The sequence below is a fragment of the Streptomyces sp. NPDC059895 genome (genome assembly GCF_042731035.1).
Taxonomy (GTDB): Bacteria; Actinomycetota; Actinomycetes; order Streptomycetales; family Streptomycetaceae; genus Streptomyces.
The window spans coordinates 50,641-72,662 of sequence record NZ_JBHWKO010000042.1 but is presented as its reverse complement, the minus strand read 5'-3'; the positions used below and the strand labels follow the sequence as shown (position 1 = coordinate 72,662).

The 22,022-nt window shown below is 71.2% G+C and carries 17 protein-coding genes and 5 pseudogenes; 13 read left to right on the top strand and 9 right to left on the bottom strand.

Annotated elements, in window-relative coordinates:
- Window positions 1-620: 620 nt before the first annotated feature.
- A pseudogene (locus ACFV9M_RS33375) lies at window positions 621-1,050 on the top strand (transposase); the annotation flags it as partial.
- Window positions 1,051-1,436: 386 nt separating this feature from the next.
- Here ACFV9M_RS33375 and ACFV9M_RS33370 read toward each other — a convergent pair.
- Window positions 1,437-2,210: a polysaccharide deacetylase family protein gene (locus tag ACFV9M_RS33370; RefSeq protein WP_385071778.1), complete on the bottom strand. Its 774-nt coding sequence runs from the start codon at window positions 2,208-2,210 to the stop codon at window positions 1,437-1,439.
- 181 nt (window positions 2,211-2,391) lie between these two features.
- Between ACFV9M_RS33370 and ACFV9M_RS33365 the strand changes: the two are divergent.
- Together ACFV9M_RS33365 and ACFV9M_RS33360 are read left to right on the top strand one after the other, a co-directional pair.
- Window positions 2,392-2,617, top strand: a pseudogene (locus ACFV9M_RS33365) (transcriptional regulator); the annotation flags it as partial.
- Between the two features lie 71 nt (window positions 2,618-2,688).
- Window positions 2,689-3,036 (top strand): annotated as a pseudogene (locus ACFV9M_RS33360) (transposase); the annotation flags it as partial.
- Between the two features lie 88 nt (window positions 3,037-3,124).
- On the opposite strand, the gene ACFV9M_RS33355 reads toward ACFV9M_RS33360, so the two are convergent.
- On the bottom strand, window positions 3,125-3,325 hold the full coding sequence (locus ACFV9M_RS33355) for a hypothetical protein (RefSeq protein WP_385071920.1): 201 nt from the start codon (window positions 3,323-3,325) through the stop codon (window positions 3,125-3,127).
- Between the two features lie 127 nt (window positions 3,326-3,452).
- Window positions 3,453-3,938, bottom strand: a pseudogene (locus tag ACFV9M_RS33350) (phosphotransferase enzyme family protein); the annotation flags it as partial.
- A 562-nt stretch (window positions 3,939-4,500) separates the two neighbouring features.
- Between ACFV9M_RS33350 and ACFV9M_RS33345 the strand changes: the two are divergent.
- The 3 genes and pseudogenes from ACFV9M_RS33345 to ACFV9M_RS33335 all read left to right on the top strand — a co-directional run.
- Window positions 4,501-4,686: pseudogene (locus ACFV9M_RS33345) on the top strand (hypothetical protein); the annotation flags it as partial.
- Window positions 4,687-4,766: 80 nt separating this feature from the next.
- The gene (locus ACFV9M_RS33340) at window positions 4,767-6,101 is read left to right on the top strand and encodes an MFS transporter (RefSeq protein ID WP_385071781.1); all 1,335 of its coding nucleotides are present in this window, start codon (window positions 4,767-4,769) and stop codon (window positions 6,099-6,101) included.
- Window positions 6,098-7,324 carry an FAD-dependent monooxygenase gene (locus ACFV9M_RS33335; RefSeq protein WP_385071784.1) on the top strand — a complete coding sequence of 409 codons (1,227 nt, stop codon included), beginning with the start codon at window positions 6,098-6,100 and terminating at the stop codon, window positions 7,322-7,324. The genes ACFV9M_RS33340 and ACFV9M_RS33335 overlap by 4 nt, the downstream gene beginning before the upstream one ends.
- 127 nt (window positions 7,325-7,451) lie before the next feature.
- Here the strand turns inward: ACFV9M_RS33335 and ACFV9M_RS33330 are convergent, their stop codons facing one another.
- From ACFV9M_RS33330 to ACFV9M_RS33320, 3 genes are all read right to left on the bottom strand, one after another.
- On the bottom strand, window positions 7,452-8,144 hold the full coding sequence (locus tag ACFV9M_RS33330) for a response regulator (protein WP_385071787.1): 693 nt from the start codon (window positions 8,142-8,144) through the stop codon (window positions 7,452-7,454).
- Window positions 8,141-9,466, bottom strand: a complete 1,326-nt coding sequence (locus ACFV9M_RS33325; protein ID WP_385071790.1) for a sensor histidine kinase — start codon at window positions 9,464-9,466, stop codon at window positions 8,141-8,143. The genes ACFV9M_RS33330 and ACFV9M_RS33325 overlap by 4 nt, the downstream gene beginning before the upstream one ends.
- 517 nt (window positions 9,467-9,983) lie before the next feature.
- A complete protein-coding gene (locus ACFV9M_RS33320) occupies window positions 9,984-10,697 on the bottom strand; it encodes a TetR/AcrR family transcriptional regulator C-terminal domain-containing protein (protein WP_385071792.1) in 714 nt (237 codons plus the stop codon).
- A 63-nt stretch (window positions 10,698-10,760) separates the two neighbouring features.
- Between ACFV9M_RS33320 and ACFV9M_RS33315 the strand changes: the two genes are divergently transcribed.
- Together ACFV9M_RS33315 and ACFV9M_RS33310 are read left to right on the top strand one after the other, a co-directional pair.
- Window positions 10,761-11,825, top strand: coding sequence for an ATP-binding cassette domain-containing protein (locus tag ACFV9M_RS33315; protein ID WP_385071795.1), 1,065 nt, complete (start codon window positions 10,761-10,763; stop codon window positions 11,823-11,825).
- Window positions 11,822-12,604, top strand: coding sequence for an ABC transporter permease (locus ACFV9M_RS33310; RefSeq protein WP_385071798.1), 783 nt, complete (start codon window positions 11,822-11,824; stop codon window positions 12,602-12,604). Before ACFV9M_RS33315 ends, ACFV9M_RS33310 begins: the two co-directional genes overlap by 4 nt.
- A gap of 705 nt (window positions 12,605-13,309) precedes the next feature.
- On the opposite strand, the gene ACFV9M_RS33305 is transcribed toward ACFV9M_RS33310, so the two are convergent.
- Window positions 13,310-13,756: an Lrp/AsnC family transcriptional regulator gene (locus ACFV9M_RS33305; RefSeq protein WP_385071801.1), complete on the bottom strand. Its 447-nt coding sequence runs from the start codon at window positions 13,754-13,756 to the stop codon at window positions 13,310-13,312.
- A 93-nt stretch (window positions 13,757-13,849) separates the two neighbouring features.
- Here ACFV9M_RS33305 and ACFV9M_RS33300 point away from each other — a divergent pair, with 93 nt between their 5' ends.
- Window positions 13,850-14,668 (top strand): LLM class flavin-dependent oxidoreductase, encoded by an 819-nt coding sequence (locus tag ACFV9M_RS33300; protein ID WP_385071804.1) that lies wholly within the window; start codon window positions 13,850-13,852, stop codon window positions 14,666-14,668.
- A complete protein-coding gene (locus ACFV9M_RS33295; protein WP_385071807.1) occupies window positions 14,665-15,105 on the top strand; it encodes a nucleoside deaminase in 441 nt (146 codons plus the stop codon). Before ACFV9M_RS33300 ends, ACFV9M_RS33295 begins: the two co-directional genes overlap by 4 nt.
- Window positions 15,106-15,175: 70 nt before the next feature.
- Here the strand turns inward: ACFV9M_RS33295 and ACFV9M_RS33290 are convergent, their stop codons facing one another.
- The gene (locus ACFV9M_RS33290) at window positions 15,176-17,164 is read right to left on the bottom strand and encodes an ABC transporter ATP-binding protein (RefSeq protein ID WP_385071809.1); all 1,989 of its coding nucleotides are present in this window, start codon (window positions 17,162-17,164) and stop codon (window positions 15,176-15,178) included.
- A 138-nt stretch (window positions 17,165-17,302) separates the two neighbouring features.
- Here ACFV9M_RS33290 and ACFV9M_RS33285 point away from each other — a divergent pair, with 138 nt between their 5' ends.
- The gene (locus ACFV9M_RS33285) at window positions 17,303-17,524 is read left to right on the top strand and encodes a hypothetical protein (RefSeq protein ID WP_385071812.1); all 222 of its coding nucleotides are present in this window, start codon (window positions 17,303-17,305) and stop codon (window positions 17,522-17,524) included.
- 340 nt (window positions 17,525-17,864) lie between these two features.
- On the opposite strand, the gene ACFV9M_RS33280 is transcribed toward ACFV9M_RS33285, so the two are convergent.
- Window positions 17,865-19,301, bottom strand: a complete 1,437-nt coding sequence (locus ACFV9M_RS33280) for a PucR family transcriptional regulator (protein WP_385071815.1) — start codon at window positions 19,299-19,301, stop codon at window positions 17,865-17,867.
- Between the two features lie 190 nt (window positions 19,302-19,491).
- On the opposite strand from ACFV9M_RS33280, the gene speB reads away from it, so the two are divergent.
- Both speB and ACFV9M_RS33270 read left to right on the top strand, forming a co-directional pair.
- Window positions 19,492-20,457, top strand: coding sequence for an agmatinase (gene speB, locus ACFV9M_RS33275; RefSeq protein WP_385071818.1), 966 nt, complete (start codon window positions 19,492-19,494; stop codon window positions 20,455-20,457).
- The gene (locus ACFV9M_RS33270) at window positions 20,454-21,998 is read left to right on the top strand and encodes a purine-cytosine permease family protein (RefSeq protein WP_385071821.1); all 1,545 of its coding nucleotides are present in this window, start codon (window positions 20,454-20,456) and stop codon (window positions 21,996-21,998) included. The genes speB and ACFV9M_RS33270 overlap by 4 nt, the downstream gene beginning before the upstream one ends.
- The last annotated feature ends 24 nt before the right edge of the window (window positions 21,999-22,022 follow it).

Genomic DNA, 22,022 nt, shown 5'->3' with positions numbered 1-22,022 from the left:
TGGTGGACCACCGACCCACTACGCAAGCCTCGCACCAGCCGACTCGAGCGCCTCAGCCACCAACTCGCCCGCTGACGAATTCAGCAACAGAGTCCGCCAAGCCGACAAAGTGGGCGCCAGCAGTTCCCATCGGGCATCGGACAGGTCGCTCGGATATAGCCGCTGTCGTTGGCGCCTGTTTCGGTAGTACCGCCGGCCGCCACCCAGCCACAGGGCGCAAGCGGAGGCGAGCAGGGGCGCTTTGGGATCAGACAGGAGCGAAAGGATCGAAGCGGACCTTCGCGAGTCCCATCCGATTCGCTCGTCACCGGAAGCTCATCCGAGCCCAACTGTCACACCCCAGCCGACCACCCATATAACAACCAAACACCCCTATCACGACAAAACGCTCTTTGAGTGGGCATTCAGAAATGGTCTGTACCGGTAAGGAACTTCATGGCAGTCAGGCTTAAGCCGTTTGCCCCATACGTGCACTCTCACTTGCATCGAGCTGCGAACTTCGCCACCCGTTTGCTCCGGTTCTCATGCACGAAGTCCGTCGGGTTCGAAGATCAGGCAGAAGCGCGCGCCCAGCAGCAGGGGAACGGCACCGTCCGCCGCATCCATGATCACGCTACGGCGTGAGCCAGCAGAAGCCGTACCCCAGCGACCTGTCCGACGCCCGGTGGGCCTTGATCGAGTTGACGTTGACGGCCTGGAGAAAGGCTCGGCCCGACCGCAGGTCCACCGGGCAGCCGGCCAAGGTCGACCTGCGCGACGTATTCAACGCACTCCTCTACATCAACCGCACCGGAATCCCCTGGAAATACCTGCCGCACGACTTCCCCAACCACGGCACGGTCTACGCCTACTACGGCGCCTGGCGTGACGAGGGAATCCTCACATAGCTCAGTTACGACCTTGACCGGCCTGGCCCGCGTGAAGGAAGGACGCAAGCCCGAGCCGCCCGCTTCCGTGATCGACCCCCAGAGCGTGAAGACCTCCACCAATGTGCCCCTGACCAGCCAGGGAACCGACGCCGCCAAGAAGATCGTCGGCAGGGAACGGGGCGGTGTGGGCCATGAGGGCCTGTTCGGCTTGATGGCGTGGCCGCTGTGGACGCGGAGCATGAGCTGGTCGAGGGCGTCGGCGAGGTCGGCTTCGTACCGGCGCCGCCGGGTCGCTGCTCGGGGTCCCCCGCTGTTGCCGTCCAGGGCAGATGTTCTGATGCGCTGCCAGGCGATCGTTGAACGGCTGGTGGACGTGGTCGCGGTGGATCCATGGGATCTCGGTCTGCTCCCGATCTTCGTGTAGCAGGGTGTTGTGGGCCGTTCCCTCATGATGTCGTCGGTCGAACTGGTGCCGCGGACGTTGCGCCGAACGAGGGCGGCCGGGGCGGGGTCGTGTACCACCCTGCTGCCGGGGCGTCTGACGCCGTGACGGACCAGGGGCGGGGCTCAGCGCACTGGGAAGCCGAAGGAGTAGCCCTGATTTTTGAGCTGGGGGAGGATCCGGCGCAGGGCCTCGACGGTCTGGGAGCGGTCGCCGCCCGCGTCGTGGAAGAGGAGCGTGGGCCCGTTGGGCAGTTCCCGTTCGACGGTGGCGACGATGGCGTCGGTGCCCGGCCGTTCGAAGTCTTTGGTGTCCACGTTCCAGCCCAGCGGGCGCATGCCGCGCGAGGCGGCCAGCTTGCGGCTGTAGGGGGTGAAGGCCCCGCCGGGTGCCCGGTAGTACATCGGCCGTACGCCTCCGGACGCCTCGGTGATCATGCGTTCGGCGTCGAGTATCTGCTGCGACTGGTAGGCCTGGGACATGGTGTCCATGGTGGTGTCGTGCGACACCGAGTGGTCGCACAGCCGGTGCCCGGCCTCGACCACCTTCTTCACGAGGTCCGGGTGCGCCTGCGCCTGTGTCCCCACCATGCAGAACGTGGCCTTCACCCCGTACTCCCGCAGCACGTCGAGCACCTGGGGGGTCCACACGGGGTCGGGGCCGTCATCGATGGTGATGTTGATGCCGCGCGCGCCCTGGTCGGAGGCGTGCACGATGGTCGCCGCCACCGGCTTGATGTCGCTGCCTGGCGTGGCCGGCGCGGCCGCCCGAGGCGACGAGCCGCCCGCGGCGCCGGCCTGCGCGGTCCACACCGAGGCACCGGCGGCCAAAACCGTCACCCCGAGTGCTGCCCCGACCATCTTGCCGTACCAGCCCCGCCCGCCACCGTGCCGTGCCATGTCCGCCCCACTTCCACGCAGTTCCTCGCCGGTCCTTGGTCGTCTTGCGACCACCTGGCAGGACGAGGGGCGGCGGCCACGGGATGCGTCCGTTACCGATCACGGACCATTCCGGGGAAGTTCGCGGACAACTCGGCGAGCAGCGGCCGGAGGGCCCGGTCCCACCTCCTCCTGGAAGTGCCACGTGCGCGGCCCCGGCGAGAGGCTGTTCGAAGAGGCGTAGGACTGGGCGCGGCCCGTGACGGATGCGGAGTGCACCCCTGCGGCACCTGGTCGGCATCGACGTGAACATGGCCTTGGCCGCCGCTGCCCACAACCTGGTCGTCGGCCTCGGCGCGCCGACGCAGGTCGAGGCGCCGGTATTCGGCCCGGAGCTGCCCGGGGCGTGGCCAGTCGGCCTGTCCCACCCACGTGGGCCTGTCCGTCCCGCCGCTCGATGGATGACGGGGCCACGTCATTTTCAGCAGACCATCGGCCGAAGAGAGGTCCTCAAGCAGGGCTCCCGAGCAGGGCTCGTCGGGACGGGGAACGAAGCGGGACAGCTCATGCGGTGATCACCGACGGGTACGGGACGCCGTTGGCGGTCATCCTGACCGGTGGCAACCGCGATGATGTCACTCGGCTGCTGCCCCTGCTCGACGCCGTTCCGCCGGTCCGGGGCCGAGTCGGCCGGCCACGCCGCAGAGCCGTCACCCTCTACGCCGACCGCGGCTACGACCACGACTGCTACCGCAGGGAAGTCCGTGCCCGGGGCATCGTGCCCGCCAGTGATCTTCCGCAGCTCTTCGAACGGTGGATCGGGGCGGGTGGTCCGTCACGACGGCCAGTATCGCGACGGTGCCGACGGCCCCGGAGCGGGTTCCAGCAGATTCACCTGTCCCGGGATCGTCTTGTGCGGTCAGGCAGCAGAGCCCTCAGCCGAGAGCGCCCGGGTAGGGGCGTCCGTCCAGGTAGGCCTGCAGGTTGGCCACGATGCCGGCAATGCGGCGCGGTCCCCAGGAGGCGACGTCGGCGTTGACGGGGGCTGCGGCGGTGACGAAGTTCAGGACGAAGGCGTCGCGCAGGAGCAGGTAGGGCTCCAGGAGGCGGGACCAGTCGTCGGGCAGGGAGCGCACCTGGGCGTAGCCGTCCAGGTAGGCGCGGGCGAAATTCCTCGTAGCCGCCGGGTTCGGTGTGCGCGATGCGGTGGACGGAGGACAGGACGGTGGCGATGTCGAGGAGGTAGTGGCCGGTGCCGCAGTCGTCGAAGTCGATGATGCCGACGCCGCCGTCGGGCAGGGCGATCATGTTTTCGCGGTGCAGGTCGCCATGGATACGGCCTCGGTCGTTCGGGTCGCCTTCCTCGAGGGCCGGGGCGATCAGATCGGTGACCTTGCGCAGTGCGGCGGTTCCGTCGGCGCCGAGCTGCTCAGGGGCATCCGGGCGGGTGAGGGCGTGGCCGTGGTGGAGAATCGCCTGCCCGTCCCGGACCGGCCGATCGTAGTCGGGCAGTGGCACGGTGGCCGCGTGCTCGTGCAGGTGGGCGGTGGCGGTGCCCATCTTCTGCGCGACGACCGGCTGGCGGTAGAGGGGCTCGGCCGTGCCGGGGAGCCAGTGCAGCAGGGCTAGGGTGGCCGGCTCGTCGTGGTCGGGACCTCGATGGGGACCACGTAGTGGCCGCTGGTAGGTGGTGACGGGATCCGGAACGGCGACCGTATGGGCGCAGGCCAGGCTCTCCAGCCATCGCATCTCGCTGCGCTGCTGGTCGCTGAGGGGACGTGGGGGACCAGGTGGGCGGGGGCTTGGTCGAAACTTTGGGAGCGTGGGTCAGGGAGGGCGGCCTCTCTGTGCTCAGAACGCGCTTCGGGTCATCTGGGGACGTGGGGGGCATCGCGGCATCGCCGCAGGTCCCGGGTCGTCAGCCTCCCTCCGGCTCAGACCTCTTGAGCGCACAGCGGCGCCACGGTTGAGCCTGCCGTTTCGCGCCTGTCGCTTTCATTCGCTCCGACGCCTCTCCGGGCGCCGAGGCGGCCGTTGCCTGAACTCTCGTTCCGCAGGCGGTCCGCCGCTCGTCCGCCGGGGCGGGACCGTCCGGCTGCGGCTCAGGTCACCATACTTCCGGTCAAACCCCGCCCCGGCCCGGATCGGCCTGTAGTGCGTAGGCACCAGAACAGGTGAGTGGCTGGTCCGGGTGCACCAGGCCAGGACGGTTGCGGGGGACGATGCCCGCCAAGGCGCCGCAGGGAAGTGTGGGAGGCGCGCGGGATCTCGCGCATCCCTGTTGTCCTGTGGTGTCTGGAGTGATCAGCAGATGACGACTTTTCCGTACCGGATCGGACGGTGGGCCTTCCGGCGGCGCCGGCTCGTGGGCGGTGCGTGGCTGGGTGCCTTGGTGCCGGCCGGCGCAGCCGCCGCCCTGGCGCCGGCCGGGGAGAAAAAGGACCTCTCCATGCCCGGCGCCGAGTCGCAGAAGGCGTCCGACCTGCCGGGCGAGCGCCGGTGAAAACGACGTCTGTATCCGAAGCCGCGGTCTTACCGGTCCGCCCCGGGTGGCTGTCGATCGGCGCTCTCGGCATCTTGGCGCTCGCCCTCGGCACCCTGCAGTCGGTGGTGGAGCCCGCGCTCCCGCTGCTCCAACGTGAGCTGGGGGTCAGTCCTGCCCAAGGGGCTCTGATCAGTAACGCGTTACTCGTCACCGGCGCGGTCATCACCCCCGTCGCGGGCAAACTCGGCGACCGCTACGGCGGAAAGCGGGTGCTGGTCCGGCTGATGGCCGTGGTCTCGGCCGGTGGTCTGATGGCCGGCCTGGCACCGAACCTGCCGGTGCTGTTGCTCGGTCAGGTGTTGCAGGGCGTCATGGTGGGTGCGCTGCCCCTCTCCTTCATTCTGGTGCGCAAACACCTCGCGACAGGACAGTCACAGGCAGCGATCGGGCTGGTCGTCGCGCTGTTCACGGGCGGCAGCATGGTGGGCACGCTGTTCGCCGGGCCGATCGCGGAAGCACTGTCCTGGCAGTGGATGTTCGCGCTGCCGACGATCGCGATCATCGCGGCGACGTCGGTCGTGACTCGGCTGTTGCCGCATGATCCGCCGGTGCAGTCGAACGACGGGATCGACTGGCCTGGCACGGTTCTGCTGAGTGGCACGTTGCTCGCGTTCATGCTCGGGCTCGTGACGGTGACGGGGGACGGCGGCGTGCCGCCACTCGCAGTCGGTGCCATCGCGGTGGTCGTGGCGGCCCTCGCGACCGGGTGGGTCGTCGTCGAGCGCCGGGCAGCCTCGCCGGCGGTCGATCTGCGCATGCTGGCAAAGCCCGCGATGTGGAACGCGGGTGTGCTCACCTTCGTCATCACCACCAGCACCGGAATGGTGCTCTTTCTCCTCCCGCAGCTGTTCGCGGTGTCGGCCGACGGGTACGGCTTCGGAGCCAGCACCACCGACATCGGACTGTTCCTGCTGCCCGGCGCCATCGCCGGGGCGGTGAGCGATTCGGTCGGCGGGCTCGCGGCGCGGCGTTTCGGTCCGCGTGCCGTGGTCCTCGTGGGCGCCGTCGTCACGGCGTCCACGATGATCGCCCTGGCGTCGCTGCACACCGCGGAATGGCAGCTCGTCCTCGCCAAGGTGCTGACCGCGTTCGCCGCGGGCGCCGGTACCACGGCGTTGCTCGCCGGCACCGCCACCGCCGTCGAGACCAAGGACATCGGCATCGCCACCAGCCTGCTCGTGGTCACTCGCGTGATCGGCGTCGCCCTGGGCGCCCAGGTCGCCGGCGCGATCCTCGACGCCGGGGCCGAGCCGGTGACGGGCCGGCCGGCTGAATCGGCCTTCGTCACTGGCTTCGCCGTTGCCGGCCTCGTCGCCGCTCTGTCACTGCTCGTTGTCCGTATCCCGGGAAAAGGAGTCCAGGCATGACACCTACCGGTCTGTCGATGAACGTGAGTTCTGCCGGAAAGCGCAAAGTCCTGATCTCCGGCGCCAGTATCTCCGGACCCGCGCTGGCGTACTGGCTGCACCGGTCCGGATGCGCCGTCACCGTGGTGGAGAAGGCAGGCGCACTGCGCGACGGCGGCTACCCGATCGACGTCCGCGGTACCGCGACAGAGGTGGTCCGGCGGATGGGGATACTGCCGCGACTGCGGGACGCTCACATCGACTCGCGTCGCTGCACCTTCCTCGACGCCGATGGCAGTGAAGTGGTCTCGGTCAGCCCGAGCGCTGTTGCCGGCGGTGCCGAGGGACAGGACCTCGAGGTGCGTCGTGGGGACCTGGTCGCGATCCTCTACGCGATGGTCCGCGACGACGTGGAATTCCTGTTCGACGACTCCATCGACACCCTCGACCAGTCCGGGCAAGGGGTCGACGTCACATTCCACGGTGGGCAACAGCGCACGTTCGACCTGGTGGTCGGCGCCGACGGCATGCACTCACACACCCGGGAGTTGCTGTTCGGCCCCGAAGAACAGTTCCACCGCTATCTCGGCTACTGCTTCGCCCTGTTCACCATGCCGAACACCTTCGGGCTCTCCCGCGAGGTCATGGTGTGGAACACCCCGGGGAAAGCCGCGGCCCTCTACGCCGTCGGGGACAACGACGAACTGCACGCCCTCTTGAACTTCCACCGACCACAACCGCCGTTCGATGCCCTACGGGACCCCGACGCCCAGCGGGATCTGCTCGCCACGGTCTTCGCAGGCGCGGGATGGGAGGTGCCTCGCCTGGTCGACGCCATGCGCGACGCGGATGACCTGTTCTTCGACACGGCCGGTCAGATCCGCATGCCCCACTGGTCCAGCGGCCGCGTCGCGCTCGTCGGCGACGCCGCGTACGCACCCTCGTTCCTCACCGGCCAAGGCGCAAGCCTTGCGCTGGCCGGTGCCTACATGCTCGCCAACGCCCTGTCGGCCACGGACCGGGACCACACTGCGGCCTTCGCCGGCTACGAACGCGACATGCGCGCGTTCGTAGCCATGAATCAGGCGCTGGTCGACAACGGTGCGGCCACGCTCTTCCCCACCACAGCGGCAGCTCTGGAGCAACGCAACACCATGCTGCGTGACCTCGACACCATGCCGGCCGCGACAGCACGACCGGCCCACTCAGCCCTCAAGCTGCCCGGATTCGCTCCGATGCCGTGACCTGATACGTCAGCCGGACCTCTCCATTGCCGCAGGCCGACGGCTCGGGCGCGGCGAGAGCCTCGGAACGGCCCGGGGAGCGGGACGGTCTTGGCGGACCGTCCCGCGAGGGGCTCCCGGTATCGCACTACGACCGGTGGCCGGCACCGCCCTCGGGGGTGACGCGGGCCAGGCCCGTCCGGTAGGCGATGACGACGAGCTGCGCCCGGTCGCGGGCCTCCAGCTTCGTCATGGCGCGCTGTACGTGGGCGCGGACGGTGAACGGGCTGAGGAACATCCGCTCGGCGATCTCCTGGTTGGACAGGCCGGTCGCAACCGCGGCCACCATCTCGCGTTCGCGCGGCGTGAGCGCGGCAAGCTGTTCGCAGCGGTGCGGCGGGACTGCCTCCGGTGCGGCCAGGAAACGGGCCACCAAGGAGCGGGTGGCGGCGGGAGACAGAAGGGTGTCGCCAGCGGCGATCGTACGCACGGCGTCCAGCAGGTCCTCGGCCCCGATGCCTTTGCCGATGAAGCCGCCGGCCCCCGCGCGCAGCGCCTGAGCGACGTACTCGTCGGTCTCGTACGTGGTGAGGATCAGAATGCGGCTGGCCCGCAGTTCCGGGTCCGCGCAGATCTGCGACGTGGCGGTGAGCCCGTCCACCTCGGGCATACGGATGTCCATGACCACCACGTCCGGGCGCAGCTCCCGGGTGAGTCTCACCGCCTCCCTGCCATCGGCGGCCTCGCCGACCACGGTGATGTCGTCGGCGCTGTCGAGAAGCACCCGGAAGGCACCGCGCAGCAAGGCCTGATCGTCCGCGAGCAGCACCCTGAGCGTCACGGCGCATCCCCTGCCTCTCCGCCGCCCGTCCGTTCCTCGCCTGTCACCGCGTCCGGCATGCGTCCCCCCACGGCTGTTGCTCCGCCAGGTCCGCGCGCCGTGTCCTTGGCGGGCGGGAGGGGCAGCTGGGCGGAGACGAGGAAGCCGCCCTCCGGGCGCCTGCCCGCGAAGAGGCTCCCCCCGACCGCGGTGGCACGTTCACGCATGCCGATCAGACCGTACCCGGGCGGACGGTCCAACACCGCCGATGCACTCGGTCCCGCGGACGCGGTCGGCGCCGGACGCGCGCCCCCTCCGTCGTCGGCGACGGTGACGGTCACGCGATCGCGGGTCCAGGCGAGGCGCACCCGAGCGTTACCGGTGCCGGCGTGTCTGGTCACGTTGGTCAGGGCCTCCTGGACGATGCGGTAGGCGGTGAGGTCCACTCCCGGTGGCAGCGGCCTGGCCGTGCCCTCCTGGTGTACCGACACCTCCAGACCCGCGCGGCGGAAGGACGCGAGGAGCGCGGGAAGCCGCAACAGCCCGGGCGCCGGTTCGGCGGGCGCAGCCGCGTCCCCGGACTGACGCAGCAGACCGACGGTGGCCCGCAGTTCGTCGAGCGCGCCAGCGGTGGTCTCGACAAGTTCCTTGAGGCTCTTGCGGGTCTGCTCCGGGCGGGCGTCGAAGAGATGGGCGGCGACCGTGGCCTGCGCGTTGGCCAGAGTGATCTGATGGGCCACCAGGTCGTGCAGTTCCCGGGCGATGCGCACCCGCTCCTCGGCCACTCTCCGGCGCGCCTCGCTGTCCCGGCTCTCCTCGGCCCGCCGGGCACGCTCCTCCACGGCTGCCAGGTAGAGCCGTCGGTTGCGTACCGACTGCCCCAGTACGCCGGCCACCAGCGGGAACGCCGCCACCACTGCCATCCTGCTCGCGTCCTTCCACGAGACGTCCCCGAACAGAGGGATGGAGGCGACCAGCGCCGCGGAAGTGAGCAACGCCGCGCCCACCGCGCGCCGTTCGGTGCGCGCGGCGAGCGCGGAGGAGTAGGCAGTGATCACGGCGGGGGCCACGATGAGCGGAGTGAGGAGAAGCCCCAGGGGCGGCACCAGCACACCGACCGCGGTCGTGGCCGCCAGAGCGGCCAGGGGCGCCCGGTGCCGCACGGGCACCACGGCACAGGACACCACGGCGACGAAGTAGGCGGCGGCAGGCGGCGCCGACAGCGTGTCGTCGACCTGTATCACCCCGCCGAGCAGACACAACGCGAACGCCGTCGCCGTGATCGCTGCCTCCCGCCACCACCTGCCACGCGGTCGCCGGCCACCCCCACCCGGTGTCGTCATGACCGGCTCAGTCCCGGCCCGACGCGGAGCCGCCGCACCACTGCGTCCGGCGCGGTCACGGAGGCCGGGACATGCCTGCTCAGTGCCTCATCCTCGATATCGACGTTCGGCAGCACACGGTTCAGGATACGAGGCAGCCCAGGCATGGAGCCGCACGGTGTGCTCTTCGGTAGCCGCGCAGAACCGGACCGGAATCGCGACCATCCCGAAGGCATCTCCGCGCAACGTGACTACGTTGAGGGAGCAATGACCGTCACCCTCGACGCGCAGAAGGCATCGCCGCCCGGGACAACGACGTGCCCGCCAAGGCCCGCCGTACTGGCAGCATGGACAACTGATCCCATCCCGCCCCCAGCGCCCCGGCCACCCGGCCGGTGCCGCAACCCCGCCCTCCGCGGAGCTGGGCGACGAGGATCTGGTTGCCCATGCCTTCGCCCTGCTCAGTGGGCCGCTCCCCCACACCGAGGTGGATGTCCCACCCGGCCGCACCCTGCCCGACCCGCCCTGGAGGTGCTCCTCAGCGCCGCGGCGCGAACGCGTCCAGCACCCGCTCCAGCGCGAACCCGAAGACCTCCTCCAGGTCGATCGGACCGGGGTCCTCCGAGAACGCCGCCGCCATCCGCGGATACGCCCCGCTCGCCACCTGACTCCCCAGGTAGGCGATCCGCACCGCGTTCTCCTCGTCCGCCGACCAGGGCAGCGAACGCGTCCGCTCGGCGGTGGCCAGCTCGTTCGAGACGTACATCGTCACGACCCCGTTGAGCATGCCGACGAGCTGCATCTTCATGCCGTACGTCATGTCCAGCGGGTCCAGACAGGCCAGACAGTGCTCCAGATACCGCAGGGCGTTGGGGCTGAAGCCGTACACCGGTGACATCAGCCGCGGCAGCCAGGGATGCCGGTGCATCAGCGCGCGGGTCTGGCGCCCCACACGCCGCATGTCCGCCCGCCAGTCCCCGCCCGGCTCCCACAGCTCGTGCTCGCCGCTGACGGCGTCCACCATCAGCTCGTACAGGTCCTCCTTGCGGGGGACGTAGTTGTACAGCGACATCGTGCCGCAGCCCAGCTCGGCGGCGACGTGCCGCATGGACACCGCGTCGAGCCCTCGCGCGTCTGCGATCCGCACGGCCGCCGCCGCCACGTCGGCACGGGTGTACGCCGGCCTGGGGCCACGGCCCGCCCTCTCGGGACGGGCCCAGATCACTTCGGGTACGGCCGCTCGGCCCGCCATCGATCATCACCTCGACCACCATCGTAGTTACGTACACCGTACGTAGTGCGCTATGGTCGGAGCATGACTACTACGTACGCTGTACTTAGTGAGGGTCTGGAGAAGCGTTTCGGCGAGGTGCACGCCCTGCGGGGCCTCGACCTCGCCGTCCCCGCGGGCACGGTCTGCGGGATCCTCGGACCGAACGGGGCGGGCAAGACGACAGCGGTACGGCTGCTGACGACGCTGCTGCGTCCGGACGCGGGTTCGGCCCGCGTCGCGGGGCACGACCTGGTGCGGCAGCCCGCCGCCGTACGCCGCGCCATCGGTGTGACCGGCCAGTACGCGTCGGTCGACGGCGACCTGACCGGCCGGCAGAACCTGCGCCTGTTCGGCCGTCTGCACCGGGTGCGCGGACCGGCGGAGCGCGCCGACGAACTGCTGGCCCGCTTCGGGCTGGCCGAGGCCGCCGACCGTCCCGCCTCGACCTACTCGGGCGGCATGCGGCGCCGTCTCGACCTCGCGGCGAGCCTGATCCGCCGCCCGGACGTCCTCTTCCTCGACGAACCGACGACGGGCCTCGACCCCGCCAGCCGCAACGACATCCGGGACGCGGTCCGCGAGCTGCGCGGCGAGGGCACCACGGTCCTGCTCACCACCCAGTACCTGGAGGAGGCGGATCAACTCGCCGACGACATCGCCCTGGTGGACCGGGGCCGGGTCGCGCACACCGGTTCGCCCCGGCACCTGAAGGCGCTCATCGGTTCCTACGCGGAGGTGGTGGTCGCGGACACCGGCGTCCTGGCGAAGGCGGCCGGCGTCCTGGACCGGCTCACGGGCTCCGAGCCGGTGCTCGCCCACGCGCGGGCCGCCGTCGGCGCGGTCACCCGCGACACCACGCTCACCCTTCCCCGTCTGGTCCGCGAACTGGACGCGGCGGGCGTCCCGTTGCTCGACGCGACCCTCAGGCCACCGACCCTCGACGAGGTGTTCCTGCGCCTCACCGACGACCGCCCCACGGACACGCGACTCACCGACAATCGCCCCACCGACAATCGCCCCACCGACACGCGCCCCACGGACAATCGCCCCACCGACACGCGCCCCACGGACGAGCACCCCACCGACGACGAGGAGGTCGCGGCATGAGCGCCCTCGCCCTCACCCACGACGGTACGGCCATGCTCGGCCGGCAGCTCCTGCGGATCCGCAACAACCCGGCCCTGGTCGTCCTGACCCAGACCATGCCGATCACCATGCTGCTGTTCTTCGGCTACGTCTTCGGCAGCGCGCTGGCCGTGCCCGGTGCCGAGTACCGCTCCTTCCTGGTGCCGGGCCTGCTGGTGGCGACCGCCGCCAACGGGCTCATGACCGGCATGTTCCAGGCCGCGCAGGACGTCCACCGGGGCGTGACGGACCGGCTGCGCACGCTGCCGATGAGCCGGGCGGCCGTGCCGCTCGGGCAGGCGGTGGCCGACCTGGTGGTCACCGCGGCGGGCACCGTGCCGTTCCTGCTGGTGGGGTTGGCGGTGGGCTGGCGCGTCGAGGGGTCGGCACCCGCGGCGGCGGGCGCGGTGGTCCTGCTGCTGCTGTTCCGGTTCGCCTGCGCCTGGACCGGCATCTTCCTCGGTCTGCTCACCCGCAGCGAGGAGGCGGCCGGTCAGCTGGGCAGCGCGACCTTCATGCTGCCGTTGCTGTCCAACGCGTACATCCCCACGGACAACCTGCCGGGCTGGCTGCGCACGCTCGCCGAATGGAACCCCATCAGCGCGCTCTGCACGGCCCTGCGGGACCTGTTCGGCAACGCGCCCGTCCCCGAGGACGCCGCCTGGCCGGTGGCCCATCCGGTCGCCGGGTCGCTGGCGTGGTGCGCGGTGCTGATCGCGGTGTTCGCGCCGCTCGCGGTGCGCACGTACGCACGGCGGTGACAGGGCTGGGAGGTCGTGACCGGCCAGGAGGATGGCTGCGGATGGCGCGTGAGGAATACGCACGGTCGGCCAGAACGGCCAGGGGGCCGGGTCCGAGGCCTGCCCGGGCCCCTGCGAGGCACGCGGATGCGGGACATCGCATGAGGGGTTGGCCAGTTGATCGGATGTGTCCGCCCGATGAGTGATCACTGATGCGATGTGGGCAAGCGCGGCCGGCTCGAGAACCCGCGCGGCGCGGCCGGGGCGGGCAGGGCGCGGGGCGGGGCGGGGCGGGAGCGGGCTGGCCGCGACCGGTGCGGGACGGCGGCGCGGCAGCGGGGATGGTGCGGCGCAGAGGCCGCGCGGGCCGGGGCGCAGCGCGGCGCGGCCTGGAGACCGCGCGCCAGGACGGCCCCGAGGACCGGGCCGGCACCCGGGCCCGGGTCGGTCAGCCGGCCGTCGCCGTCGTCCGCGCGAGGTCCACCTCGTCGGCCTCTACCGGCGCTCGGCGCGCAACTGCTCCGTAGCGGTCGGGCTGTCGAAGGCGGGCAGGGCCGCGGCGGCCAGGAGCAGGGTGCGGGCGCGCGCGGACTTCTATGTACTGAGGCGGGTTGAGTTTCCAGGGGACTGGTGTGGACTTGGCTGATGTTGCCGGGCCCGGTGCGCCCGGACCGCGACGGTACTTCACTACCGTCTGCGGGAACGCGGCGGCGGGTAGGACGTCGGTCAGGGCCGGTTGGGTGCGCGGTAGGGCAGCGTCTGGCTGTAGACGACGCTTGTGGTCGTACTGCCGAAGCCGGCCAGTTCGTCCACGAGCGTCTCCAGATGCTCCATGGAGGATGCGGCCACCTTCAGGGTGTAGCAGTCGTCGCCGGTGGTGCGCAGGCACTCCAGGATCTCCCGCCGCTCGGCGAGCAGCCGACGCAACGGCTGGTGGCGGTTGCCCGGGTACTTCAGCCGGACGACGGCGAGCACGGGATAACCGACCTTGGCCAGGTCGACCACGGCGTGGTAGCCGGTGATGACTCCCAGCGACTCCAGATTCCGGACCCGTTCCGTGGTGGCCGACGAGCTGAGATTCACGCGCCGCCCCAACTCGCTGAGGGAGATACGAGCCTCCCGTTGCAGCTGCTCGATGATCGCCCAGTCAGTGTCGTCAAGATTCACGGCCATATCGCGACTCTACCGGCAGAAGCACGGAAGAATGCCGCCATAGCCGGGAAGATTCGGTTCCACATCCAGTGATCACCGGGATAGCTTCGACTCATGCGACTTGGCGTCAACGTACCGAACTTCGGGCCCGGAACCGATCCCGGCGTACTGCGCGAATGGGCGCGCATCGTTGAGGGGCTCGGCTTCGACCTCCTCATGGTGTCGGACCACGTGGCCGTCACCCCGGACGTGGCCGAGCGGTACCCGGAGCCGTTCTACGAGCCGTTCACCACGCTGTCCTGGCTGGCCGGTCTCACCACGAGGCTGCGGCTGGGCACGACGGTGCTCGTCCTGCCCTACCGGCACCCGCTGCTGGTGGCTCGGATGACTGCCAACCTCAATCAACTCAGCAGTGGCCGGTTCGTCCTCGGGGTAGGCGTCGGCTGGGCGCGTCAGGAGTTCGACGCGCTCGGCGTACCGTTCACCGCGCGCGGCCGACTGGCCGACGAGTACCTGGGTGCCCTGCGGGATGCATGGCGCACGGAGACCGGGGACGGCACCGCCTCGATACCTGTCTGGGTCGGCGGCCACAGCGAGGCGGCAATCCGACGCACGGTCAGGTTCGGCGACGCCTGGCACCCGCTGCGGCTCCCCCTCCCCCTCATGCGCTCGGTCCTGGCGAACCACTCGCTGCCGGCGTTCGCGCCCCGGATCGCCCTGCGGATGACCGGCACACCGGTCGACGACCGCGAGCGGCCCGCCGGTGTCGGCACCATCGAGCAGATCCTCGACGATCTCGACCAGCTCCGCCTGCTCGGCGCGGACACCGTCGTACTCGACCCCTACCACGGAGATCCGGCGGAGACCCGTCGGCCCCACGCGGCCTGGCAGGCGCTCGCCGCCGTGGCCACACACTGGAGGACCCCATCGTGATCACCCTTGCCGACGAAACCCTGCTGCGGCGCGCCATCGGCATCGCCGCCCGCGCGGTCGCCTCAGGGGACGCACCGTACGGCTCCCTGCTGGCCGACCCGGACGGCGCGATCCTTGCCGAAGCCCACAACACGGTACGGCGCGACAACGACATCGTCGCCCACCCGGAACTGAAGCTCGCCCGCTGGGCAGCCCGCGAGCTCGACCCGGCCGCGGCCGCCCGCACCACCCTGTACACCAGCTGCCAGCCCTGCACCATGTGCGCCGGCGGCATCGTCCGCTCCGGCATCGGCCGGGTCGTCTACGCGCTGTCCACCGAACAACTCGTGGAACTCAACCCGCAGTCGGGCGACTGGCCGACGGTGGCCCAGGACGGCCCGGCCCTGTTCGAGGAGGCGCGCGCCCCTATCGACGCCTACTACCGGCCGTACCGATGACGCTGACCTCGGTGTGTCGAGGGATGGGCCGGTGGCGGCCACGAAGCCGTCCAGGGTGCCGGGCCGGTACTCACTGGTTCACGTTGTTCGCCGTCCGCCGGCCGGCCTGGACCTCAAGACCGCAATCAAGGTCGCACTCGTCGCCGACACCGCCTCCGTCGCTGTGATGGCACTGGTCGACAACCTCCTCGTCGCCCTCGCCCCCGGCGCCTTGGACGACCAGTAGAGCGTCGGCGCCCGGGGGGTCGTTGCCGGGGGCCGGTTCGGCGGTCCCGCCGAGGAAGCCGCCCGACTGGTGCTGCCACAGCCTGGCGTAGGCGCCGTCCGCGGCGAGCAGTTCCGCGTGGGTGCCCTGCTCGACGATGCTTCCGCGGTCGAGGACGACGAGACGGTCCATGCCGGCGACGGTGCTCAGCCGGTGGGCGACCACGAGAGCCGTGCGTCCCTCCATCAGCCGCCACAGGGCGTCCTGGACGAGGAGCTCGCTCTCCGAGTCCAGCGCGCTGGTCGCCTCGTCCAGCAGCAGGATCGGGGCGTCACGCAGCAGCGCTCGGGCGAGGGCGACCCGTTGGCGCTGGCCGCCCGACAGTTTCACTCCCCGCTCCCCCACCAGAGTGGCGAAGCCGTCCGGGAGTTGGTCGGCGAACTCGGTGACATGCGCGGCCTCAGCCGCGGCGTGGATCTCCTCGTCGGTGGCGCCGGGCCGGGCGAAGGCGATGTTGTCCCGCAGGCTGCGGTGGAACATGGCGGGCTCCTGTGGGACGTAGGCGATCAGTGAGCGCAGGTCGGCCTGGCGCAGCCCGCTGATGTCCTGGCCGCCGATCAGGATGCGTCCGCCGTCGATGTCCGCCATCCGCAGCAGAAGCCGGGTGAGCGTGGTCTTACCGCCGCCCGACCTTCCGATCAGGCCGATCCGTGCGCCGCCGGGCACGTCCAGGTCGAGGCCCTGGAAGATCGGCTTCGCACCGGCGTGGGCGAAGGTGACCGCCTCGAAGCGGACACCGGTGTCCCGCGGCGCGAGCGGTTCGGGTCGGGCCGCGTCGAGCACGGTGGCCGGCTCCAGCAGCAGCTCGGTGAACTGCGCGGCCTCGGTCATCGAGCTTTCCAGGCGCCGGTAGATCTGGTTGAACTCGAACATGATCTGGGTGGCGTTGGAGTAGTAGGTGAAGGCGACCACGATTCCCTCCACCCCCAGGCCCGGGCCGCCGAAGGCGACGGCGATCAGCAGGCCCAGCACGTTGGTCAGCACGGACATGGGGGCGACCAGGGTGTCGACGCGCAGGTTGCCGTAGTCCCACGACCTCAGCGTCAGGCGTCGGGAGTCCGCGACGCGGCGGCGGTGCTCGTCGGCCTCTCGCGGCTCGGCCGCGAACGCCCGGATGGTCTCCATGTTCGTGAGGCTGTCGGCGACGTGGCCGGAGACCCGGGCGATCGCCGCCTCACGGTCGTTGACGAGCGCCTGACGGCGCCGGATCAGGGGTGTCGTGGCCACCACGGTCAGCGTGATCATCAGGAGCAGGCCGGCGACGAGCAGCGGTTCGTAGCGCCACAGCACCACGGCACCGAACACCAGGGGCACGAGGCTGCCCACGATCCGGTACGTCACCGTGTCGACGAAATCCTCGAAGCGCCTGCCGAAGCTCAGCACCCGTTTGGTCAGGGAGCCGGCGAAGTTGTCGTGAAAGAACGCCGCGTCCCGGGCGAAGAGTTCGTCCATGCCGATGACGTACAGGTGCTCCATACCGAGGGCGTCCACACGGTTCAGGCAGTGCTGCCCGATCCGCCACACGGTCTCGGCGACCAGCAGCACCACGCCGAAGCCCAGCACGTACGGCAGCGCCGAGGCAAGGGTGAGCCCGCCCCCGCCGGCGGCCTGCCCCGCCAGTTTGGCGACCAGCAGAGGCGCGACATAACGGATGCCTATGTTGCCCACGGCCGGCAGCAGCAGCGCGGGCAGGGCAAGCCGTCGCAGTCGTAACAGTTCCCGGCCGTAGCGGCGCAGGGCGAGTACGACCGCGCCCCTGCCCGGCGTCGTCCCCAGTACGTCTTTCTGCCCCATCACACTCCCGGAGGTCGAGACTCGCAAGCTTCCCTTCACCAGCGGTCACCAGTCCAGGCATTTAACTCGGACGGGCGAGAACCGGACATCGCCGCCCGGACGGGACGCCGGGATCGGAGAGAAAGGGCGCATCAGACCGTGGCCGACACCCTCGTCTTCACCGGCTGCAATCTGCCCGGTTGCCCGCGCGCCTCCACCATGGAGGCGTCCTCACGGGACTACCGGGTGGCGCTGGTGTCCGAGTCGGTGTCCCGGGTGGCCCCGGCGGCACTGACCGAGCTGGAGGGTGTCGACGTGCACCGGCTGAAGCCGGACCGGCTCCCCGCGCTGCTCGGCCTGACGGACCGCGGGGCCGCCTGAGGGCGACGGCGGCGACGGCGGGGATGGCGGGGATGGTGGGGATGGTGGGGATGGCAGCGACGGGCCGGACGGGCGCCGAGATGGACGGCGGGGCCGTCGCGACGGGCGACGGGGCGGTTCCCGGTGGGCGCCGCCCGGGTGACAGCGGTGGCCCGCCGACCGGGGCGGGCGCGCCGGCCGGCACCTCTCGCGGCACCCTCCGGCGGCGTGCGGCCGCCAGGACGGACGGGTACGCCCGCGGCCGAGCGGCCGTTGCACGGCCGGGAGCCGGGGGGCTGAGGCGTCCGGTCCAGCGGGCCGAACGACAGGCGTCCGGTCCAGCGGGCCGAGCGGGTGGCGTTCAGTCCAGCAGCCCCAGCTCCCAGGCCGAGCGCAGTGCCATCCACACCTCGGTGAACGCCCCGGTCGAGAGCAGGTCTCGGCCGGTCAGGGCGCTGAAGCGGCGCAGCCGGTAGGTGAGGGTGTTGGGGTGGATGTGCAGGGCGGCCGCCGCCTCGTCGGTGCGCCGGTCGCGCTCCATCCAGGTGCGCACCGACTGCACCAGGCGGGCGTCGTGCTCGGCGTCGTAGCGCAGGGCCGCGCCGATGGTCTGCTCGACCAGGGCGTCCAGCGCGGCCGGGTCGTCGGGGAGCCAGCGGCCGACCGGGTCGCTGCCGTAGCGGACCAGGGGCCTGCCCGAGGCGGCGGCGTGGGAGGCCGCCCAGAGGGCCTCGCGCCGCGCGATCCGCAGTGATGCCCCGCAGGGCATCGGCCGGCTGGTGCCGGCGGCCACGCCGGGCAGGCCGGCGACCGTCTCGGCCACACCGGGCGCGCCGAGCAGATAGCGCTCCTCGCCCCGGTTGAGCAGCAGGAAGGGCTCGTCCTCCAGAGCGCGCAGCACATCGTGTTCGGTGACGCCCCGGACCACGGTCAGCTCGACGGTGCCCGTCAGGGAGTGACGGACCAGCCGGCGGGCGGCGGCCTCCTGGTCCAGGGTGCCCTGGAGCATCTCGGCGAGGATCTCGGTGCCCTCGCGGCGCAGGGTCTCGCGTTCGGTGCGGATCACCGCGAGCTGGAGCGCGGCCACCGTGGCGATGTGCTGGACCACGGCGAGGCCGGCCGGGCGGGCGCCGTCGCGCTCCAGGGCGATCAGGAAGCCGGCCGTGCCGACCGGCGAGGGCACCGGCAGCACGAAACCGCCCGGGATGGTGGGCGGGGCGTCCGCCGAGGCGGGGACCAGCGCCGGGGCGGGCACCGGCACGCCCGGCAGCAGGGGCCGGCCCTGCGGGCTGCACAACCGGATGTCGTACCCGGAGAGGTTCTCCAGGCGGCGGAAGAGCGTCGCGGTGTCCAGTTGCTCGGAGGCGAGCCAGCGCAGCGCGCCGAACACCTGGAGCTGGGCGCCCAGCCGGTGCCGGGCGTCCTCCTGCACCGCCGCCGCGACCTCCTGCGCGACCACGATGAACGGCACGGCGAGCGGCACCTCCAGGACCGGCATGCCGCGCTCCTCGGCGGTGTCGAAGAAGGCGCGCCGCAGCGGCGGCATGTGCAGCTGCACGGAGACCGCGAGCGCCGACACCCCGGCGTCGTCCAGCCGCTCCAGATAGGCGCGCTGCGCGGCGGCCGACCGGGGCAGGGCCAGGCCCGTAGTCATGATCATTTCGGCGCCGAGCAGCCAGGGGGTGGGGTCCTCCAGCTCGCTCGCGTGGGCCCAGGACACGGACCGGTCCAGGCCCGCGCGGCCGGCCAGCAGCCGCAGCTGGAGCGCCGGGTAGGACAGCACTTCCCGGACGCTCACCCCGCGCTTCTTGTCGCCTTCCGGACGTCGTTTGTCGCCTTCCACAAATTCACCTCAGCTCTTTGTGCCTGTCACGATTGTCTCCCGGAGGGCGCCGCGCCCAGACTCGGCCGTGCCGGTACCCCGGCGCGCTTTTGCCGGAGCAGGTTCCCGGCGCCGTCGAGCGCAGTGAGCAGGAAGGCAGCAGGCCATGACCGACCCACGTGGGCCCCTAACTCCCCGCGGACCCGTCGACTCCTCCCGGGTGCCGCGTTTCGCGGGACCGGCGACCTTCGCCCGGCTGCCGCGCCTGGACGAGGTCGAGCGGGCCGACGTGGCCGTCGTCGGGATCCCCTTCGACGCCGGAGTCTCCTACCGGCCGGGCGCCCGCTTCGGCGCCACCGCCGTCCGTGAGGCCAGCCGTCTGCTGCGCCCTTACAACCCGGCGCTGGACGTGTCGCCGTTCGCCACCCAGCAGGTCGCGGACGCCGGCGACATCGCCTGCAACCCGTTCGACATCGACGAGGCGATCGAGACCATCCAGGAGGCGGCCTCCTCCCTCCAGGCCGACGGCACCCGGCTGGTCACCCTCGGCGGCGACCACACCGTCGCGCTGCCGCTGCTGCGCGCCGTCGCCGAGCGGCACGGCCCGGTCGCGGTGCTCCACTTCGACGCGCACCTGGACACCTGGGACACCTACTTCGGGGCCGAGTACACGCACGGCACCCCGTTCCGCCGGGCGGTCGAGGAGGGCATCCTCGACACCTCCGCGCTCTCCCACGTCGGCACCCGCGGCCCGCTGTACGGCAAGCAGGACCTGTCCGACGACGAGAAGCTGGGCTTCGGCATCGTCACCTCCGCCGACGTCTACCGGCGCGGCGCCGACGAGGTCGCCGACCAGCTCCGCCAGCGCATAGGCGACCGCCCGCTGTACGTCTCCATCGACATCGACTGCCTGGACCCGGCGCACGCGCCCGGCACCGGCACCCCCGAGGCGGGCGGCATGACCTCCCGCGAGTTGCTGGAGATCCTGCGGGGCCTGGCCGGCTGCAACCTGGTCGGCGCCGACGTGGTGGAGGTCGCCCCGGCCTACGACCACGCCGAGATCACCGCGGTGGCCGCCTCGCACGTGGCCTACGACCTGGTCAGCCTGCTGGCGCTGGAGGCCTCCGGATGAGCGGCAAGGCCCCCGCGCTGAACGAGGTCGAGCAGTTCGGCATCGAGCGCATCCCCGACGCCGACCGCACGGCCAGGCCCCTGGACCTGTTCCGGCTGGCGTTCGGCGGCGCCAACACCTTCGCCACCTGCGTCCTGGGCGCCTTCCCGATCCTGTTCGGGCTGTCGTTCCAACAGGCCCTGGTGGCGACCGTGCTGGGCCTGGTGGTCGGCTCGCTGATCCTGGCGCCGCTGGCCGTGTTCGGCCCGCGCAACGGCGTCAACAACGCGGTGTCCTCCTCCGCTCACCTCGGCGTGCACGGCCGTATCGTCGGCTCGTTCCTGTCGCTGCTGACCGCGGTCGCGTTCTTCTCGATCTCGGTGTGGTCCTCGGGCGACGCGCTGGTGGGCGGCGCCCACCGGCTGGTCCACCTGCCGCAGAACGACGGCACCTTCGCCCTGGCCTACGGCGTCTTCGCGATGCTGGTGCTGGTCGTGTGCGTGTACGGCTTCCGGTTCATGCTGTTCGTCAACAAGATCGCGGTGATCGCGGCCTCGGCGCTGTTCGTGCTGGGTTTCATCGCCTTCGCCGGCGACTTCGACTTCGGTTACCAGGGCGCTTTCCCGTCGGTGTCGACGCCGGGCTTCTGGCCCTCGTTCATCGGCTCGGCGCTGATCGTGCTGTCCAACCCGGTGTCCTTCGGCGCCTTCCTGGGCGACTGGGCGCGCTACATCCCGGCCGAGACACCGCGGGGGCGGGTGGTCGGCGCGGCGTTCGCCTCGCAGATCGCGACCCTGCTGCCGTTCCTGTTCGGCCTGGTCACCGCGTCGATCATCGCCACCAAGGCGGCCGCCTACATGGACCCGGCGGCGCCCAACTACGTCGGCGGCCTGCTCGCCGTCGCCCCCACCTGGTACTTCCTGCCGGTCTGCCTGCTGGCGCTGATCGGCGGCATGGCCACCGGCACCACCGCCCTGTACGGCACCGGTCTGGACTTCTCCAGTGTGTTCACCCGGTTCAGCCGGGTGCAGGCGACCGTGTTCATCGGCGTGCTGTCGATCGCGTTCATCTTCCTCGGCCGGTTCGCGATGAACCTGACGCAGTCGATCTCCACCTTCGCCACGCTGATCATCACCTGCACCGCGCCCTGGATGGTGATCATGATGCTGGGCTGGCTGACCCGTCGCGGCTGGTACGACGCCGACTCCCTCCAGGTGTTCAACCGGCGCCAGCGCGGCGGCCGCTACTGGTTCACCCACGGCTGGAACTGGCGCGGCATGGGCACCTGGTTCGCCTCGGCGACCCTCGCCCTGCTCTTCGTCAACCTGCCGGGCCAGTTCGTCGGCCCGCTCGGCGACATGGCAGGCGGCGTCGACGTCTCCCTGCCGGTCGGCCTGGTTCTGGCCGCCGTGCTCTACCTGGCGCTGCTGCTGCTGTTCCCGGAGCCCCGGGCCGTCTACGGGCCGGACGGGCCGCGTCTGGTGCGCAGCTCCGACACCCCGGTCCCGCCGATCACCGGCGGCGACCCGTCGGGCCCGGTCACCGCGCGGGAACTGGTCTGACCCGCTTCCCCGGCGGCGGGAGCG

Bases quoted from the DNA above. Each gene is read 5' to 3' on its own strand.
- ACFV9M_RS33370 (WP_385071778.1), bottom strand. From the start codon at position 2,210: ATGGCACGGCACGGTGGCGGGCGGGGCTGGTACGGCAAGATGGTCGGG.
- ACFV9M_RS33335 (WP_385071784.1), top strand. From the start codon at position 6,098: ATGACACCTACCGGTCTGTCGATGAACGTGAGTTCTGCCGGAAAGCGC.
- ACFV9M_RS33325 (WP_385071790.1), bottom strand. From the start codon at position 9,466: ATGACGACACCGGGTGGGGGTGGCCGGCGACCGCGTGGCAGGTGGTGG.
- ACFV9M_RS33320 (WP_385071792.1), bottom strand. From the start codon at position 10,697: ATGGCGGGCCGAGCGGCCGTACCCGAAGTGATCTGGGCCCGTCCCGAG.
- ACFV9M_RS33315 (WP_385071795.1), top strand. From the start codon at position 10,761: ATGACTACTACGTACGCTGTACTTAGTGAGGGTCTGGAGAAGCGTTTC.
- ACFV9M_RS33310 (WP_385071798.1), top strand. From the start codon at position 11,822: ATGAGCGCCCTCGCCCTCACCCACGACGGTACGGCCATGCTCGGCCGG.
- ACFV9M_RS33305 (WP_385071801.1), bottom strand. From the start codon at position 13,756: ATGGCCGTGAATCTTGACGACACTGACTGGGCGATCATCGAGCAGCTG.
- ACFV9M_RS33300 (WP_385071804.1), top strand. From the start codon at position 13,850: ATGCGACTTGGCGTCAACGTACCGAACTTCGGGCCCGGAACCGATCCC.
- ACFV9M_RS33290 (WP_385071809.1), bottom strand. From the start codon at position 17,164: ATGGGGCAGAAAGACGTACTGGGGACGACGCCGGGCAGGGGCGCGGTC.
- speB (WP_385071818.1), top strand. From the start codon at position 19,492: ATGACCGACCCACGTGGGCCCCTAACTCCCCGCGGACCCGTCGACTCC.
- ACFV9M_RS33270 (WP_385071821.1), top strand. From the start codon at position 20,454: ATGAGCGGCAAGGCCCCCGCGCTGAACGAGGTCGAGCAGTTCGGCATC.